Genomic DNA, 17426 nt, shown 5'->3' with positions numbered 1-17426 from the left:
CTCAGCCGCCCGTCATCGGCGGAAAGAACGCCACCTCGCGCACGCCCGCGAGCGGCGCGTCGAACTCGGCGAGCTCCTGATCGAGCGCCACGCGCAGCGCGCCGAGGTCGGCGAAGGCCGCCGCGTACCGCGGCTCGCGCGCGGCAAGCTCGGCGACGAGATCCGCCACCGTCGCGGCGCCGGTCTCGACGCGCTCGCGCGGCAGGCCGATCCGCTCGCGCACCCAGGCGAAATAGACGACCTCAACCATGGCGATGGTCCTTGAGGTAGGGCCGCGCCTTGGAGAAATAATCCCAGCCGGTGATCGCGGTCAAAAGCGCCGCCACCCAGATCAGCCCGAGCCCGACATGGTTGGCCATATCGGCCGGCGACAGCCCCGAGGGCAGATCGCCCTCGCCCGCCCGCGGCGCGCGCCCCTGTTCGAGGTAATTCAGCCCGGTGCCCAGAAACAGCACCGCAATCGCGATCATCTGCGTCGTGGTCTTCCATTTCGCGAGCTTGGTGACCTTCAGCCGCCCGGCATCGGCGCCCAGATATTCGCGCAGCCCCGAAACGAAGACCTCGCGGAAGAGGATCACGGTCGCGGGCAGGATCAGCCAGGGGTTCATGCCCGAATAGCCGGTCAGCACCACCAGCGCGATCACCACCATCGCCTTGTCGGCGATCGGGTCGAGCATCGCGCCGAACTTGCTTTCCTGTTTCCACAGCCGCGCGAGATAGCCATCGAACCAGTCGGTGACGGCGGCGAGAATGAACAGGATCAGCGCGAACCAATCCGCCCAGGGCCGGTGGAAATAGAGAAACATCACCGCCACGCCGGGCGCGGCGAGGAGGCGAAGCAGGGTGAGGATATTGGGCACGGTCCAGGTCATGAGGCGCACCCTACCCGCGGCCTGCCGCAAGGAAAAGGGGGTGCGTCAGCGTGGCGGGTCGATGTAATCGTGAACGCGGCCCTGCCAATCGCGCACGCGCCAGGTGCCGGGGGCGGCGCCGGGGGTGAAATGATCGGCGGTGATCGGCGCCTTGCCGAAGCCGCCGGGAATGTCGAGGACATAGCTCGGCAGCGCGGTGCCGCTCAGATGGCCGCGCAGGGCCGCCATCAAGGCGCGGCCCTCGTCGATCGTGGTGCGGAACTGCGAGGTGCCGGGGGCGAGGTCGCAATGGTGCAGGTAATAGGGTTTGACGCGCAGGCTCAAAAGCGCCCGGAAGAGCCCTGCGAGCGCCTCGACCGAATCGTTCACCCCGCGGAGCAGCACCGATTGCGAGAGCATCGGCACGCCGGCGGCGGCGAGCCGGCCGAGTGCCGCGCGCGCGGGCGCGGTGAGCTCCTGCGCGTGATTTGTGTGCACCACCAGCCAGAGCGCGGGCCGCGCCCGCCCGAGCGCGGCAAGCAGATCCGCGTCGATCCGCTCAGGCGCGACCACCGGCACCCGGCTGTGGATGCGGATCAGATCGACGCTCTCGATCGCCGAGAGCCGGTCGATCACCGCGCCGAGGCGGCGGGGCGAGAGGGTCAGCGGATCCCCCCCGGTCAGGATCACCTCGCGGATCGCGGGATGCGCGGCGATATAGCCCAGCGCCCCGTCGAGCGCGGGCTCGGCGAGCGGGCCGGTCTCGCCCACCGTCTCGCGGCGGAAACAGAACCGGCAGTAGACGTCGCAGGTCTTGGTGATGTGCAAGATCACCCGGTCGGGGTAGCGATGCGTCAGGCCCGGCACCGGCTCATGCACCGCGTCACCGATCGGGTCGGCCAGCTCCTCGGGGCGGGTGACGAGCTCGGCCGATGTCGGCACGAATTGCGCCGCCACCGCATCGCCCGGCGCGGTGATCGCGGCCTGCATGGCGGGGGTGATGCGGATCTTGAACCCCTCGGCCACCGCGCGCAGATCCTCGGCCGCGGTCTCGGGGGCGAGACCGGCGGCGATCAGCTCTTCGGGGCGCGTAAGCGCGAGGGGGGCGGTGTCCTTCATGGCGCGCCGCGCTACGCCGCGCGGGGGCGCACGTCAACCCCGCTCATTGAAGTAGTTCCAGATCGTCTCGGCCATCGCCTGGCTGATCCCGGGCGCCTCCATCAGATCGGTGAGCCCCGCGCGGCTGACCGCCTTGGCCGAGCCGAAATGCGCCAGAAGCGCGCGCTTGCGGGTCGCGCCCACGCCCGGGATCTCGTCGAGCGGGTTGGCGAGCGTCGCTTTCGCGCGCTTGGCCCGATGCGCGCCGATCGCCCAGCGGTGGGCCTCGTCGCGCAGCCGCTGGATGTAATAGAGCACCGGATCCTGCCGCGGCAGCGCGAAGGGCCGCTGCCCGATCCGGTGGAATTCCTCCTTGCCCAGATCGCGGTCGATGCCCTTGGCGACCCCCACCATCGGGATACCGCTCACCCCCATCTCGACGAGGATCTCCTGCACCGCCGAAACCTGCCCCGCGCCGCCGTCGATCAGCAAGAGATCGGGCCAGGCGTCACTCTTGCGCTCGGGGTCCTCCTTCAAAAGCCGCCCGAACCGCCGCGTCATGACCTCCTTCATCATCCCGAAGTCATCGCCCGGCGTCAGATCCTCGCCCTTGATGTTCCATTTGCGATACTGGCTTTTCAGGAACCCCTCGGCCCCCGCGACGATCATCCCGCCGACCGCATGGGCGCCCTGGATATGCGAGTTGTCATAGACCTCGATCCGCGCGGGCGGGCCGGCAAGACCGAAAGCCTCGGCCACGCCCTTCAGAAGCCGCGCCTGCGCCGCGCTCTCCGACATCCGCCGCCCGAGGCTCTCGCGGGCGTTGCGCAGGGCGTTCTCGACCAGCTCGGCCTTCTCGCCGCGCTTGGGCAGAGCGATCTCGACCCGGTGGCCCGCCTTGCCCGCCAGCGCCGCCTCCATCAGATCGAGATCCTCGATCGGATGGCTGAGCAAGATCAGCCGCGGCGGCTCCTTGGTGTCGTAGAACTGGCCCAGAAACGCCTCGAGCACCTCGGCCTCCTCGGCGCCCGAGCCGGTCTTGGGGTAGAAATCGTGGTTGCCCCAGCTTTGATGGGCGCGGATGAAGAACACCTGCACACAGGCCTGCCCGCCCTCCATATGCACCGCCACGACATCGGCCTCGGCCACCGTGCGCGGGTTGATGCCCTGCGCCTGCTGCACCGTCGTCAGCGCCCCGATCCGGTCGCGCAGCGCCGCGGCGCGCTCGAACTCCAGCGCCTCGGAGGCCGCGCTCATCTCCGCCGCGAGCTCCTTCTGGATCGCGGTCGACTTGCCCTCGAGAAACCGCTCCGCATCGGCCACGGTGCGCGCATAATCCGCCTCCGAGATCTTGCCCACACAGGGCCCCGAGCAGCGCTTGATCTGATATTGCAGGCAGGGCCGCGTGCGCGAGGCGAACATCGCATCTGAGCAATTGCGCAGCTGGAACACCCGCTCGAGATGGTTGAGCGTGCGGTTGACCGCCGCGGCCGAGGCGAAGGGCCCGAAATAGGCGCCCTTGACCGAGCGCGCGCCGCGGTGCTTGCGGATCTCGGGGAAGGCGTGGCCCTTGTCGATGACGATATAGGGGAAGCTCTTGTCGTCGCGCAAAAGCACGTTGTAGCGCGGCTTGAGCTGCTTGATCAGGTTCTGTTCGAGCAATAGCGCCTCGGTCTCGGTGCGCGTCGTCAGGAACATCATGTAGCGCGTTTCCGAGATCATCCGCGCGATCCGCCCGGAATGGCCGGAGGGGCGCGCATAGTTCGACACCCGCGCCTTCAGGTTGCGCGCCTTGCCGACGTAGAGCACCTCCTGATTGGCGTTCAGCATCCGGTAGACGCCGGGCGAGCCATCGAGCCGGGTGACGTAATCTGCGATCAGCGCATGGCCGGTCAGCCGCGGCAGCATGGCTTGCGCGGGCTCGGGCATGTCGTCGGCGTCAGGCGGATCGGAGGGGCTCATGGGCGGGGTCGATTCTCGGTCGGGTCTGCAATCTTAGCGTGTCGAGTTCAAGAGAAAAGCTGTCCACGGTTTTTGTGGATAACTCTGTTGGGAAGTTCCGGCGATCACGGAATTTGCCTTGTTTCGCGGGGGGCTCCACGGGTTGCCTAAAATTTAGGCGAATTTGTAACCCGTTGAAATTGCTTCGCATTATTTCGGGTCCGCGGCAAACCCCTGAAACTATTGAGAGATTCGTAACGAGTTTGTTACAGCGCCCCGCAAAGTGGACAAGTTGCCGCGGCCTTGACGTAGCGTGCGCTACTCGACGCCCAGAACGTCCGGCGTTTTCCAGCCCAGATGCTGGCCGCCGTCGATGCACAGAAGCTGGCCGGTGACCGCCGGCGCGTCGAGAAAATAGCCCAGCGCCGCGCAGATATCGGCCTCATCGGCGCCGCGTTCGAGGATCGTGGCGGCGCGCTGGCGGGCGAAATGGCTGTCGCTTTGCCGCGCGCCCTGCAGCGTCGGGCCCGGGCCGATCGCGTTCACGCGGATCTCCGGGGCGAGCGCCTGCGCGGCGGTGCGGGTCAGCGACCAGAGCGCGGCCTTCGCCAGCGAATAGGTCATGAATTCCGGGGTGGGTTTGAGCACCCGCTGGTCGATCATGTTGACGACGAGCGAGGTCGCGCGCGGCTCGGGGCCGGAGCGGTCGGCGCGCGGCGCCTGCGCGGCGAAGGCCTGGGTCAGCACGAAGGGCGCGCGCAGGTTCGAGCCGAAATGGCGGTCCCAGCTCTCCCGCGTGGCGCTGGCGAGGCTGTCATATTCGAAGATCGAGGCGTTGTTGATCAGCACCCCGAGCGGCCCGCCCAGCGTCTCGGCGGCGGCGGGCAAGAGCGCCGCCGTCGCCGCCTCGTCGAGCAGATCCGCGCTGAGCGTGACCGCGCGCACGCCAAACGCACGCGCCTCGGCGGCGGTGGCCTCGGCGGCTTCGGCCGAGCCGTGGTAGTGGATCGCGACATCATGGCCGCGCCCGGCGAGATGGAGCGCCATCGCCCGGCCCAGCCGTTTCGCGCCCCCGGTGATCAATGCGCGCGCCATGATGCCTCCTTTAGACCGCGTTGCCGTTCATCAAGACCCATACATAGGCCGCATAAATCGCGATCAAGCCCACACCGATCATCCGGGTGAACGGCCAGCGGTAGAAGATGAACGGCGCGATCAGCACCGCGACGCCGAGCATCACCCACAGGTCGAGCCGCAGCATCACCGGCGGCACCGGCATCTGGCCGACGAGCCCCGCGACGCCCAAAATCCCCAGCAGGTTGAAGATGTTGGAGCCGATGACATTGCCGAGCGCCATATCGGCGCGGCCCTTGATCGCGGCGGTGATCGAGGTGGCAAGCTCGGGCAGCGAGGTGCCGACGGCGACGAGGGTCAGGCCGATCACCGCCTCGGAGATGCCGAAATCGCGCGCGATCGCGCTCGCGCCATCGACGAGGAAATCCGCGCCAAACGGCAGGCCGGTGAGCCCGAGCGCGAGGAACATCAAGATCTTGCCCCAGCCCATATGGGCATCGGCGCCCTCGATCTCCTCCTCCTCGCGCGCCGCACGATGGGCGAGCGCCTGGCGGATCTGCCGGGTGAGGATCAGGCCGAGCGCGCCGAGCAAGAGCAGCGCATGCGTCCAGCCGATCGGGCCCATGAAGGCCAGCACGATGAACAGCACACTCGCGCCCAGCATGATCAGATAGCTCTCGCGCACATCGGCCTCGGAGGTGCGGATCGCCGCGATCACCGCCGGAATGCCCAGCACCAGAAGGATGTTGGCGGTGTTCGAGCCGATCACATTGCCCAGCGCGATCGCGGGCTGATCGCGCAGGACCGCCGCGACCGAGACCATCATCTCGGGCGCCGAGGTGCCGAAGGCCACCACCGTCAGCCCGACGATCAGCCCCGGGATCCCGAGCCGCAGCGCGAGGTTCACCGCGCCGCGCACGAGGAAATCCCCCGCCACGACCAGAAGCCCCAGACCGGCGGCGATTTTCAATAGATCAATGAGCACTCAACTCTCCCTGGATTTCCCGCAAGGGCATGGCCCCGCGCCGATTTTCGGGCGCCCGCAGGCCGGGCACACCCGCCCGATCGCGCGCCGCCCACCCCGCCCGCCCGGCAGGCGCAGCTTGCCGAACATCGCCAGCACCGCCATCACCACCAGAAAAAGCGTCATTCCCTTGATCAGCATTCAGAGCCCATAGCGCGCCCAAAGCGCGCGCTCCTCCGCAGTTTCGAGCGCCGCGCCCGCGATCTCCTGCCCGAGCCCCGCGCCGAAGCTCGCGCCGAGCCGGCGCAGAAGCGGGCGGCGCAGGCCATAGGGCACGATCCGCACCTTCTCGCCGTAAAGCTCCTTGAGCTTGGGCACCGGATGGCCGAGCCCGTCGATCAGCCCGGTGGCGAGCGCCTGTCGCCCCGTCCAGATCTCGCCGGTGAAGAGATCCCCCTCGGCCAGCCGCGCGCCGCGCCGGGCGCGCACATGGTCGCGGAAACTCTCGTGGATATCCTCCAAAAGCCGGGTCAGCCGCGCGACATCTTCGGGCTTTTCCGGGCGGAACGGGTCGAGGAAGCTCTTCGAGCCGCCCGCGGTATGCACCCGCCGCTCGATCCCGTGGCGCGCGATCAGCCCCTCGAGCCCGAAGCCCGAGGAAATCACCCCGATCGAGCCCACGACCGAGCTCGCATCGGCCCAGATATCATCGGCCGCGCAGGCCAGCCAATAGCCGCCCGAGGCCGCCATATCCTCGACGAAAGCATGGACCTTGACGCCGGTTTCCTCGGCCAGCCGCCGGATCCGCGCCGCGATCAGCGCCGATTGCACCGGCGAGCCGCCGGGCGAGTTGATCACCAGCGCCACCGCCGCCGGTTTGCCCTTGCGGAAGGCGCGCTCGATCATCGGCGCGAGCGCCGCGTCGGAGAGCCCCTGCGCGCCGGGCCGCGTGGCGCCGATCGTGCCGGTCAGGCGCAGCATCGCCACGCGCGGCGGGGCTTTGCGCCCGAAACGGAGAAGGTCTGCAAGTTTCATGCCTCCGATGTAGGCGGGGCGCCGCGGCGGAACAACCACCCGGGCGGGAAAATCGCGCCTCTGGCGCGGGCGCGGGGGGCGCGTTAGGCTCGCGCCATGATCGACAAGCTCGAAATGTTCATGGCTTTGGCGCGCGAGGGGCATTTTGGCCGCGCGGCCGCCGCGCATGGGGTGACGCAGCCGACGCTGAGCTCGGCGATCCGGGCGCTCGAGGAGAGCCTCGGCGTGCAGCTCGTGCTGCGCGGGGCGCGCTATCAGGGGCTCACGCCCGAGGGGCAGCGCGTGCTCGACCATGCCCGCCGGATCGTCGGCGAGGCGCGGCTGATGCAGGAGGAGATGCGCGACGCGCGCCGCGGCGTGGCGGGGCATCTGCGCATCGGCGTGATCCCGACCGCGCTGCCGCGGATCGCGCGGCTGACCGCGCCCTATCTCGCGCGCAACCCGGCGGCGCGGGTCAGCCTGCTGTCGCGCTCATCGGCCGAGATCCGCCACGGGCTCGCCGCGCAGGAGCTCGACGCGGGCGTGACCTATCTGGGCGGCGCAGACCCGGGGCGGTTCGAGGAAATCGCGCTCTGGACCGAGCGCTATCGCCTCGTCGAGCCGGGCACGACCGCCGAGCCTTTGACCTGGGCCGAGGCGGCGACGCGGCCCTTGTGCCTGCTCACCCCCGAGATGCAGAACCGCCAGCTGATCGACGCGCATCTGGCCGAGGCGGGCGCCGAAGCCGCGGCGCGGGTCGAGTCGAATTCGACGATCGCGCTCCTGAGCCATCTCGCCACCGGCGATTGGGCGGCGATCCTGGCGGAGGCGCTGTGCGAGGGCTTCGCGCTGCCGCCCGGCTGTGTCGCGCATCCGCTCGAGGCGCCGGTGGCGGCGCATCCCGTCGGCCTCGTGGTGGTGCAGCGCGCGCTCCATACGCCGAGCCTGCGGGCGCTGATCGCACAGGCGCACAGGCTTTCAGAGCGATAGGTTTTCTCTATCACCTGACGGAATGCGCGAATTGCTTTGCCTATCAAGCCGCGCTAACGGGGAATGAGCCAACCGAGGAGGACAGCCATGACGCCAGAGCCGCAGCTCGCGCAGATCTTGCAAGCCCATGCCGGGCGCGAAGGCGCGCTCTTGCCGATCTTGCATGATGTGCAGGCGGCGTTCGGCTATGTCCCCGAGGAGGTTTACGCCCCGATCGGCGCCGCGCTGAAGCTCAGCCGGGCCGAGGTTGCGGGCGTGGTGGGCTTCTATCACGATTTCCGCGCGGCGCCTGCGGGGCGGCATGTGATCAAGCTGTGCCGCGCCGAGGCCTGTCAGGCGATGGGCGGCGCCGCGACGCAAAGCGCGCTTGAGGCGGCGCTTGGCCAGAAGCTCGGCGAGACGAAGAACGGCGTGACGCTGGAGGCGGTCTATTGCCTCGGGCTTTGTGCCTGCGCGCCGGCGGCGCTGGTGAATGGGGCGCCGCGCGGGCGGCTGGATGCGGCGGCGGCGCAGGCGCTGGCGGGCGAGGTGCGGGCATGAAGATCTGGGTTCCCTCCGACGCGGCCGCGCGCGCCTGTGGCGCGGATGCGCTGGTGCCGGCGATTGTCGCCGAGGCGGCGCGCCGCGGCATCGCGGTCGAGATCGCGCGCAACGGCTCGCGCGGGATGGTCTGGCTCGAGCCCTTGGTCGAGATCGAGACGCCCGCGGGCCGGATCGGCTTTGGCCCGATGACGCTTGCCGATGTGCCCGCGCTTTTCGAGGCGCCCGAGGCGCACCCGAAGGCGCAGGGCCTCGTCGAGGAGATCGCCTTCTTCAAGCGCCAGACCCGGCTGACCTTCGCGCGCTGCGGGCGGATCGACCCGCTCGACCTCGCGGCCTATGAGGCCGAGGGCGGCCTCGCGGGCCTGCGCGCGGCGCTGGCGCTGCAACCCGAGGCGGTGGTCGATGTGGTCGCGGCCTCGGGCTTGCGCGGGCGCGGCGGCGCGGGTTTCCCGACGGGGATCAAATGGCGCACCGTGCTCCATGCGAAAGCGGCGCGCAAATATATCGTGTGCAACGCCGATGAGGGCGATTCGGGCTCCTTTGCCGACCGGATGCTGATGGAGGGCGACCCGTTCTGCCTGATCGAGGGGATGGCGATCGCCGGCCTCGCGACCGGGGCGGTGCAGGGCTATGTCTATATCCGCTCGGAATACCCCGACGCGATCGCGGTGATGCGCGCGGCGGTGGAGCGGGCGCGCGCGGCGGGCATGCTGGGCGAGAGCCTGCTCGGCTCGGGGCGCGCCTTCGACATGGAGATCCGCGAGGGCGCGGGGGCCTATGTCTGCGGCGAGGAGACCTCGCTGCTCAACTCGCTCGAGGGCAAGCGCGGCGTGGTGCGCGCCAAGCCGCCGCTGCCCGCGCTCGAGGGGTTCCTCGGCCGCCCGACGGTGGTCAACAACGTGCTCTCGCTGGCGGCGGTGCCGTGGATCCTCGCGAACGGCCCGGAGGCCTATCATGCGATCGGCATCAACCGCTCGCGCGGGACGATCCCTCTCCAAATCGCGGGGAATGTGCGCTTTGGCGGGCTTTTCGAGACCGGCTTCGGGATCACGCTGGGCGAGATCGTCGAGGAGATCGGCGGCGGCACGGCCTCGGGGCGGCCGGTGAAGGCGGTGCAGGTGGGCGGGCCCTTGGGCGCCTATCACCCGCGCGGCGATTACGATCTGCCGTTCTGCTACGAGAGCTTCGCCGAGCAGAAGGGGCTGGTGGGCCATGCGGGGCTCGTCGTGCATGACGAGGGCGCCGATATGCTCGGGCTCGCGCGTTTCGCGATGGAGTTCTGCGCGGTCGAGAGCTGCGGCAAATGCACGCCCTGCCGGATCGGCGCGGTGCGCGGCGTCGAGACGCTCGACCGGGTGCGGGCGGGCGATGCGGCGGCGATCCCGCTCCTTGAAGACCTCTGCCATACGATGAAACTCGGCTCGCTCTGTGCGCTCGGCGGCTTCACGCCCTATCCGGTGCTCTCCGCGCTTGCCCATTTTCCTGAAGAATTCACCCCCGTCCGGGAGGCCGCCGAATGAAGGATTTCATCATCCCCACCAAGGACATGGGCACGCCCGCGCGGAAGGGCGCGCCGGTCAGGCTGACGATCGACGGCGTGGCGGTCACGGTGCCTGCGGGCACCTCGGTGATGCGCGCCGCCGCCGAGGCCGGGATCTCGATCCCGAAGCTCTGCGCAACCGACAGCCTCGAGCCGATCGGCTCGTGCCGGCTCTGCATGGTCGAGATCGACGGCATGCGCGGCACGCCGGCCTCTTGCACCACGCCCGTGCATGAGGGGATGCAGGTCCATACCCAGACCGAGGGGCTGACCCGCCTGCGCCGCGGGGTGATGGAGCTCTATATCTCCGACCACCCGCTCGATTGCCTGACCTGCGCGGCCAACGGCGATTGCGAGTTGCAGGACATGGCCGGCGCGGTCGGCCTGCGCGAGGTGCGCTACAGCGGCACCGAAAACCACTTCCAGCCGCGCCAGAACGGCGAGGCGAACCCGCTCTATATCGCCAAGGACACCTCGAACCCCTATTTCAGCTACGACCCGGCGAAATGTATCGTCTGCATGCGCTGCGTGCGGGCCTGCGAGGAGGTGCAGGGCACCTTCGCGCTGACCATCGAGGGGCGCGGGTTCGATGCCCGGATCTCGACCGCGGCGCCCGATTTCCTCTCCTCCGATTGCGTGAGCTGCGGCGCCTGCGTGCAGGCCTGCCCGACGGCGACGCTGGTCGAGACCTCGGTCGAGGCGATCGGCACGCCGGAGCGCTCGGTGGTGACCACCTGCGCCTATTGCGGGGTGGGCTGCTCCTTCGAGGCGCAGATGCGCGGCGAGGAGCTGGTGCGGATGGTGCCCTGGAAGGACGGCAAGGCCAACCGCGGCCATAGCTGCGTGAAGGGCCGCTTCGCCTATGGCTATGCCAAGCATCAGGACCGGATCCTGAAGCCGATGATCCGCGAGGCGACCACCGAGCCGTGGCGCGAGGTGAGCTGGGAGGAGGCGCTGGCCTTCACCGCCGGGCGGATCGAGGCGATCCGCGCCGCGCATGGCAAGGATGCGCTCGGCGTCATCACCTCCTCGCGCTGCACCAACGAGGAGACCTTCCTCGTGCAGAAACTCGCCCGCGCGGTCTTCGGCACCAACAACACCGACACCTGCGCGCGGGTCTGCCATTCGCCCACCGGCTATGGGCTGAAGCAGACTTTCGGCACCTCGGCTGGCACGCAAGATTTTGATTCGGTTGAAGAAACCGATCTCGCCCTGGTGATCGGCGCGAACCCGACCGACGGCCACCCGGTGTTTGCGAGCCGGCTGCGCAAGCGGCTGCGGCAGGGCGCGGGGCTGATCGTCATCGACCCGCGGCGGATTGATCTGCTCGAGACCGCACATCGCGGCGAGGCGCGGCATCTGGCGCTGCGCCCGGGCACCAACGTGGCCGTTCTGACCGCGATGGCGCATGTGATCGTGACCGAGAAGCTCTATGATGCCGCCTTCATCGCCGAGCGGTGCGAGCAAGACGCCTGGGAGGATTACGCCGAGTTTGTCTCTGCGCCCGATTATGCCCCCGAGGCGGTGGCCGAGCTGACCGGCGTGAGCGCGCAGGCCCTGCGCGAGGCCGCGCGCGCCTATGCTGCGGCGCCCAATGCCTCGATCTATTACGGCCTCGGCGTGACCGAGCACAGCCAGGGCTCGACCACGGTGATCGCGATCGCGAACCTCGCGATGATGACCGGCAATATCGGCCGCCCCGGTGTCGGCGTGAACCCGCTGCGCGGGCAGAATAACGTGCAGGGCTCGTGCGACATGGGCTCCTTCCCGCATGAGCTGCCGGGCTATCGCCATGTCTCGGACCCCGCCGCGCGGGCGGTCTTCGAGGCGGCCTGGGGCGTCACGCTCGACCCCGAACCGGGGCTGCGGATCCCCAACATGCTCGACGCCGCGGTCGGCGGGCGCTTCAAGGCGCTCTACGTCCAGGGCGAGGATATCCTGCAATCGGACCCCGACACCCGCCATGTCGCGGCGGGGCTCGCGGCGATGGATTGCGTGATCGTCCACGATCTCTTCCTCAACGAGACCGCCAATTACGCCCATGTCTTCCTGCCGGGCTCGACCTTCCTCGAGAAGGACGGCACCTTCACCAACGCCGAGCGGCGGATCAACCGCGTGCGGCGCGTGATGCGCCCGCGGGCGGGCTACGCCGATTGGGAGGTGACGCAGATGCTCGCCAATGCGCTCGGCGCGGGCTGGGCCTATACCCACCCCGAGGAGATCATGGCCGAGATCGCGGCGACGACGCCGGGCTTTGCCGGGGTCAGCTATGCGATGCTCGACGAACGCGGCTCGGTGCAATGGCCCTGCAACGCGGCGGCGCCCGAGGGCTCGCCGATCATGCATATCGACGGCTTCGTGCGCGGCCGCGGGCGGTTCATCCGCACCGCCTATGTCGCGACCGAGGAACGCACCGGCCCGCGCTTCCCGCTGCTGCTGACCACCGGGCGGATCCTGAGCCAGTATAACGTCGGCGCGCAGACCCGGCGCACCGAGAACGTGCTCTGGCATGGCGAGGACCGGCTCGAGATCCACCCCCATGACGCGGAAACGCGGGGGATCAAGGAGGGCGATTGGGTGCGGCTGGCGAGCCGGGCGGGCGAGACGAGCCTGCGCGCCACCGTCACCGACCGGGTGGCGCCGGGGGTTGTCTACACGACCTTCCACCACCCCGATACGCAGGCCAATGTGGTGACCACCGACAATTCCGACTGGGCCACCAACTGCCCCGAATACAAGGTCACCGCGGTGCAGGTGGGGCTCTCGAACGGCCCCTCCGACTGGCAGGCGCGCTACACCGCCCAGGCCACGGCCGCGCGGCGGATCGAGGCGGCGGAATGAGCCTGCCCGCAGGCGCGGCGCGCGAGGGCTCCGAGGTTCTGGCCGAGGAGACCCCGGTTGCGCTCGTCTATGACGGGGTGACGCAGGCGGTGATGATGGCGACGCCCGCCGATCTCGAGGATTTCCTTCTCGGGTTCGCGCTCTCCGAGGGGTTGATCGAGACCCCGGCCGAGCTCACCCGCCGCGAGATCGTGGCGCGCGAGGCGGGGATCGAGGCGCGCGGCTGGCTCGCGGCGGGGCCCGGCGCGCGGTTCGCGGCGCGCAGGCGGGCGATGGCGGGGCCGGTGGGCTGCGGGCTGTGCGGGCTCGAGAGCCTGACCGAGGCGCTGCGGCCCTTGCCGGTGCGCGCGCCGGGGGGCCGGGTTTCGGCCGGCGGGGCGGCCGCGGCGCTGACTGGCTTGCGCGCCGCGCAACGGCTGCAAGATGCGACGCGGGGCGTGCATGCGGCGGGGTTCTGGACCGAGGCCGAGGGGCTGATCGCGATCCGCGAGGATGTCGGGCGCCACAACGCGCTTGATAAACTCGCCGGCGCGCTCGCGGGCGCGGGGCGCGGGGCGGCCGAGGGCGCGCTGGTGATGACCTCGCGCGTGTCGGTCGATCTGGTGCAGAAGGCGGCGACCCTTGGCGCGGCGGCGCTGATCGCGCCATCGGCGCCCACCGCCCTTGCCGTCGCCCAGGCCCGCGCGGCCGGGCTGCGGCTCATCGCCCGCGCCCCCGCGCAGGGCGCGCTCATCGATTACACGGAGCCCCCATGACCGCCGACACCCAAGCCGACAAACTGATCCGCATGGCCAATCAGATCGCGACCTTCTTCGAGGTGCAGCCCGGCGACCGGGCCGAGGCGGTGGCCGCCCATATCAACGACAACTGGTCCGCGCCGATGCGCGCCGAACTTCTGGACGCGCTCGCGGCGCCGGAGCTCAAGGCGCTGGTGCGCGAGGCGGCGCCGCTGATCCTGCGCGCGCGGCGCTGAGGGGGGCTCAGCCCTTCTCCTGCAACCGCTCGATATAGGCGCGCAGCTCTTCGGCCTCGTGGCGCGCATCGCGCAGCCCGTCCATCGCTGCGCGCAGCTCGGCCTCGGTCTGGTTGATCTGGTTGACCAGCTCGGCCTCGCGATTTTCGAAATAGATCAACGCCTGATCGCGGGTCTCCTCGGCCTCGTGGAGCGCCTGCGCCATCTGTTCGAGCTCGCCCATATCGGCCTGGGTGACGCGGCTCATCCGGTTGATCAGCCAGGACGCCAGCCAGCCGAGCGCGAAGAAGACGAACAGGATGATCGCGGTGGCGATGACGAATTCGGTGCGGTTCATATGCGGCTCCTGTCGGGCTCAGTTACGCGCCGGGCGCGGCTTGGGGCGGGCGGGCGATGTGTCGGCGGGTGCGACCGGGATCTCGATCGCGGGGTCCTGCGCGGCGGCAACCTCGGGCGGCAGATCGGCCGCGGGCGTATCGGCGGGCGCGGTCTCCGGGGCGGGCTCCGGGGTGGGCGCGGTGGCGGGCTCTGCAACGGCCTCCGCGGCGGGCTCTGCCGGCGCTTCGGCGGGCGCCTCGGCGGCGGCGGCCGCGCCCTCGGGGATCGGCGGCGCATCGTCCATCGTGCCGCCCTGCTCCATCGGGCCCGCATCCTCGGTGTCGAACTCGAGCGCGGCATCATCGCCTTGCAAGGCGCTCACCCCCTCGGGGGCAAGCTTCGGCGCGGGCAGAACCTCGAGCTTGGCCTCGCCCACCGGCTTTTCATCGAGCAGCACGAATTCGATCCGCCGATTGGCCTCGCGACCCTCCTCGGTGCCGTTATCAGCGATCGGCTGGCTCTCGCCATAGCCCTTCGCGGTGATATTGCCGGTCAGCACCCGGCGCGTGCGCAGCGCGCTCAGCACTGCCGCCGCCCGCGCCTGCGAGAGCTCCTGGTTCATCGCCTCGCTGCCCTGGCTGTCGGTATGGCCGGCGAGCTCCATGCGGTAATTCTCGCAGCCCTTCATCGCCGTGACCAGCGCCTCGACCGGCTTCTCGCCCTCGGCCGCGATCTTGGCCGAGCCGGGCTCGAAGGTGATCTTGTGATCGGCGAGAACCGCGTTCAGCCGCGCCACGCAGCTCGCCCCGTCGGGCAGCGAAAGCGCCGGGTCGAGCCGCGCATCATAGCGCAGCGCAAGGTCGATCGGCGCCGCCTCGCCAAGGCCGCGCGCGAGGATCCGCGCGATGATGTCGGAGGCCTGCTTGTTGCCGCTGATCCCCTCGACCGAGACGAGATCGGGGCGCACCACGACCTTGCCCTCCTCGAGCTGCGCGAGCGCCTCGAGCCCGGCGAGCGTGCGCGCGGGCCAGCCCGCCGGCAGATCGCCATCGACCCGCGTGCCGCCATAGACCGCATCCGAGCCGAACCGCGCGCGGGCGAAATTCTCCACCGCATCGCGCTGGCGCGCATCGAGCACGCGGCCGCGCAGATCGACCTTGCCCTCGGGGCTCAGCGTCGCGGTGAACTCGGGCACGGCGCCGGCGGCGGCCTCTGTCTTCTGCAGCTCGGCCTTCAGCGAGAACACCTCGGGCAGGTTCGATTCGAGCTCGCCCACCACCTTGTCGAAGGCCGCGGGCGCCACCGTATCGGCGGCCGAGAGCACGATATCGGCGTCCGAGAAGGTCACCGTGCCCGCGCCGAGCTCCTTGAGCGCGCCGATCGCCATCGCGCTCGCGGCGCCCCAATCGGGCGAGGGCGTGCCCATGCCGATCGTGCAGCCGAGCGTGCCCTTCGCGCCCGCCTCGCGCGCGGCGGCGAGGATCCGGTCGCGGGCGCGCGCGGTATCGGCCGAACAGGCGTCAAAGCGCGGGCCCTCGGCATCCATCACGAAACGCAGCGTGAAGGGCGTGATCACCGGGCGCGGCGCGGCGATGTCGAATTTCACCTTCAGATCGGCCGGGCGGCGGCGCGCCAGAGAGGTCTCGACGCGGGCTTTCTCGGCGGGGCTGTCGGTGATCGCCTCAACCGCGACCGCGCCGGGGTCGACCGAGATCTTCGCGCGCGGCAGGGTCTTCAGCGTCTCGAGCGCGAAATCCATCGCGAGCTCCCAGCCCTGCGGCACCGGGTAATCGGCGGCCTCGAGCATATCGGTGACCTTGCCATCGGCCGCCACCGTTTTCAGCCCCTCGACCAGCGCGGCGCGGTCGAGCGTGCTCGGCACGAGGCCAATGAGCGAGATCCCGTCATCATTGCGCAGCACCTCGAGCGAGAAGGCCGGCGGCGCGATCGCATCGGTGTTCTCGACATCGGTGTTGTCGAGGATCCGCGCGGCATCGACGATCCGGCTCGCCACCGTCACCGCCCGGAACCGCGCGGCCTCGGAGGGCGCGGTGCCCTGCAACACCACCTGCAAGCCGTCGGTATAGACCGAGACCCAGCCGTGGCCGTTTTCCTCCATCGCGAGGCGGATATCCTTGCGGGTGCGCATCTCGATCACGGTCGCCGAGCCCCCCGCGATGAACCCCGAAAGCACGAAGGCGGCAAGGAACGCGGCGGCGGTGAGGATCGTGGCGCGCTTGGGCATCAGCTCGGAGGCTCCGTCGTTTGGGTCGCCCTCTCTTAAGCGGCGCGCCCGCGTGGATCAATCAGACGATTGCGGCGGCGGCAAGAAACAGCGCAACGATCAGCCCGGTATCGCGGTTGGCGCGGAAAAGCCGCAGGCAGGTTTCGGTGTCGTCGATGTCGAGCCGGCGCAATTGCCACAGCATATGCCAGCCAAACGCCCAGGGCGCCGCAATGGCCAGCGCGAGCGTCAGCGGCGGCGCATCGGGCAAAAGCGCCACCAGCACCCCCGCCGCCATCAGCCCCACCGAGACCACCAGAAACCCGGTCAGCCAATGGGCCGAATCCTCGCCAAAGAGCCGCGCGGTGGATTTCACCCCGATCAGCGCGTCGTCTTCCTTGTCCTGATGGGCGTAGATCGTGTCGTAGAAGAGCGTCCAGACGAGGCCCGAGAGGTAGAGCAGCACAGCCCCCGCCGAGAGCGAGCCGGCATGCGCCGTCCAGCCGACCAGCGCGCCCCAGTTGAAGGCGATGCCGAGGAAGGCCTGCGGCCACCAGGTGAAGCGTTTGGCGAAGGGATAGACCGCGACCGGCAAGAGCGCGACCACGCCAAGCACGATCGAGGCGGTGTTGAAGCTGAGCAGGATCGCCGCCGAGACCCCCACCTGCACGACGAGCCAGAGGAGCGCCTGACGCACCGTGACCTGCCCCGAGGGGATCGGCCGCGAGCGGGTGCGCGCCACCGCGGCGTCGAACTTGCGGTCGGTGATGTCGTTCCAGGTGCAGCCCGCGCCGCGCATCAAGAACGCCCCCGCCGCGCAGGCGAGCGCGAGCCACAGATCTGAGAGCCGCGGCGCATCGGCGGCGGCGGCAAGCGCGATCCCCCACCAGCAGGGCAACAGCAAGAGCCACGTCCCGATCGGCCGATCGGCGCGCGAGAGCCGCAGATAGGGCCGCCAGGACGCCGGCGCCCAATGGTCCACCCAATTGCCGCGGACCGCATCGGCCACGCGGCCATGCGCCTCTGGCGTTTCTTGCGTCGGGGTCATAGATTTC

General features: G+C 69.8%; 17 protein-coding genes. 6 read left to right on the top strand and 11 right to left on the bottom strand.

Going from position 1 to position 17426, the window contains the following annotated elements; translation table 11 throughout:
- Position 1 precedes the first annotated feature (1 nt).
- The 8 genes from moaD to LPB142_RS02710 form a co-directional block, all read right to left on the bottom strand.
- Complete coding sequence (gene moaD / locus LPB142_RS02745) at positions 2 to 250, bottom strand: molybdopterin converting factor subunit 1 (RefSeq protein ID WP_071165444.1); 249 nt, start codon at positions 248 to 250, stop codon at positions 2 to 4.
- On the bottom strand, positions 243 to 872 hold the full coding sequence (gene pgsA / locus LPB142_RS02740) for a CDP-diacylglycerol--glycerol-3-phosphate 3-phosphatidyltransferase (RefSeq protein ID WP_071165443.1): 630 nt from the start codon (positions 870 to 872) through the stop codon (positions 243 to 245). The genes moaD and pgsA overlap by 8 nt, the downstream gene beginning before the upstream one ends.
- 45 nt (positions 873 to 917) lie before the next feature.
- The gene (locus LPB142_RS02735) at positions 918 to 1970 is read right to left on the bottom strand and encodes a lysine-2,3-aminomutase-like protein (RefSeq protein ID WP_071165442.1); all 1053 of its coding nucleotides are present in this window, start codon (positions 1968 to 1970) and stop codon (positions 918 to 920) included.
- A 33-nt stretch (positions 1971 to 2003) separates the two neighbouring features.
- Complete coding sequence (gene uvrC, locus LPB142_RS02730; protein WP_071167097.1) at positions 2004 to 3878, bottom strand: excinuclease ABC subunit UvrC; 1875 nt, start codon at positions 3876 to 3878, stop codon at positions 2004 to 2006.
- A 330-nt stretch (positions 3879 to 4208) separates the two neighbouring features.
- Positions 4209 to 4985, bottom strand: a complete 777-nt coding sequence (locus LPB142_RS02725; protein WP_071165441.1) for an SDR family oxidoreductase — start codon at positions 4983 to 4985, stop codon at positions 4209 to 4211.
- A 10-nt stretch (positions 4986 to 4995) separates the two neighbouring features.
- Positions 4996 to 5949, bottom strand: coding sequence for a calcium/sodium antiporter (locus tag LPB142_RS02720; protein WP_071165440.1), 954 nt, complete (start codon positions 5947 to 5949; stop codon positions 4996 to 4998).
- Positions 5950 to 6129, bottom strand: a complete 180-nt coding sequence (locus LPB142_RS02715; RefSeq protein ID WP_071165439.1) for a hypothetical protein — start codon at positions 6127 to 6129, stop codon at positions 5950 to 5952.
- Positions 6130 to 6963 carry a S49 family peptidase gene (locus LPB142_RS02710; RefSeq protein WP_232230955.1) on the bottom strand — a complete coding sequence of 278 codons (834 nt, stop codon included), beginning with the start codon at positions 6961 to 6963 and terminating at the stop codon, positions 6130 to 6132.
- A 96-nt stretch (positions 6964 to 7059) separates the two neighbouring features.
- Between LPB142_RS02710 and LPB142_RS02705 the strand changes: the two genes are divergently transcribed.
- From LPB142_RS02705 to LPB142_RS02680, 6 genes are all read left to right on the top strand, one after another.
- Positions 7060 to 7932 (top strand): LysR family transcriptional regulator, encoded by an 873-nt coding sequence (locus LPB142_RS02705; protein ID WP_071165438.1) that lies wholly within the window; start codon positions 7060 to 7062, stop codon positions 7930 to 7932.
- An 87-nt stretch (positions 7933 to 8019) separates the two neighbouring features.
- Positions 8020 to 8472, top strand: a complete 453-nt coding sequence (locus LPB142_RS02700; protein WP_068766166.1) for an NAD(P)H-dependent oxidoreductase subunit E — start codon at positions 8020 to 8022, stop codon at positions 8470 to 8472.
- Positions 8469 to 9995, top strand: a complete 1527-nt coding sequence (locus tag LPB142_RS02695) for a formate dehydrogenase beta subunit (protein WP_071165437.1) — start codon at positions 8469 to 8471, stop codon at positions 9993 to 9995. Before LPB142_RS02700 ends, LPB142_RS02695 begins: the two co-directional genes overlap by 4 nt.
- Positions 9992 to 12856, top strand: a complete 2865-nt coding sequence (fdhF, locus tag LPB142_RS02690) for a formate dehydrogenase subunit alpha (protein WP_071165436.1) — start codon at positions 9992 to 9994, stop codon at positions 12854 to 12856. The genes LPB142_RS02695 and fdhF overlap by 4 nt, the downstream gene beginning before the upstream one ends.
- A complete protein-coding gene (gene fdhD, locus LPB142_RS02685) occupies positions 12853 to 13611 on the top strand; it encodes a formate dehydrogenase accessory sulfurtransferase FdhD (protein WP_071165435.1) in 759 nt (252 codons plus the stop codon). The genes fdhF and fdhD overlap by 4 nt, the downstream gene beginning before the upstream one ends.
- Positions 13608 to 13829: a formate dehydrogenase subunit delta gene (locus tag LPB142_RS02680; RefSeq protein ID WP_068766170.1), complete on the top strand. Its 222-nt coding sequence runs from the start codon at positions 13608 to 13610 to the stop codon at positions 13827 to 13829. Before fdhD ends, LPB142_RS02680 begins: the two co-directional genes overlap by 4 nt.
- Before the next feature lie 7 nt (positions 13830 to 13836).
- Here the strand turns inward: LPB142_RS02680 and LPB142_RS02675 are convergent, their stop codons facing one another.
- The 3 genes from LPB142_RS02675 to ubiA form a co-directional block, all read right to left on the bottom strand.
- Positions 13837 to 14166 (bottom strand): hypothetical protein, encoded by a 330-nt coding sequence (locus LPB142_RS02675; protein WP_068766171.1) that lies wholly within the window; start codon positions 14164 to 14166, stop codon positions 13837 to 13839.
- A gap of 18 nt (positions 14167 to 14184) precedes the next feature.
- A complete protein-coding gene (locus LPB142_RS02670; RefSeq protein ID WP_071165434.1) occupies positions 14185 to 16392 on the bottom strand; it encodes an OmpA family protein in 2208 nt (735 codons plus the stop codon).
- 61 nt (positions 16393 to 16453) lie between these two features.
- On the bottom strand, positions 16454 to 17419 hold the full coding sequence (gene ubiA / locus LPB142_RS02665; protein ID WP_071165433.1) for a 4-hydroxybenzoate octaprenyltransferase: 966 nt from the start codon (positions 17417 to 17419) through the stop codon (positions 16454 to 16456).
- Positions 17420 to 17426: the final 7 nt, after the last annotated feature.

It is taken from the genome of Rhodobacter xanthinilyticus (assembly GCF_001856665.1).
Lineage (GTDB): Bacteria > Pseudomonadota > Alphaproteobacteria > Rhodobacterales > Rhodobacteraceae > Rhodobacter > Rhodobacter xanthinilyticus.
The sequence above is the reverse complement of the archived record's forward strand: the minus strand, read 5'-3'. Positions and strand labels throughout refer to the sequence as shown.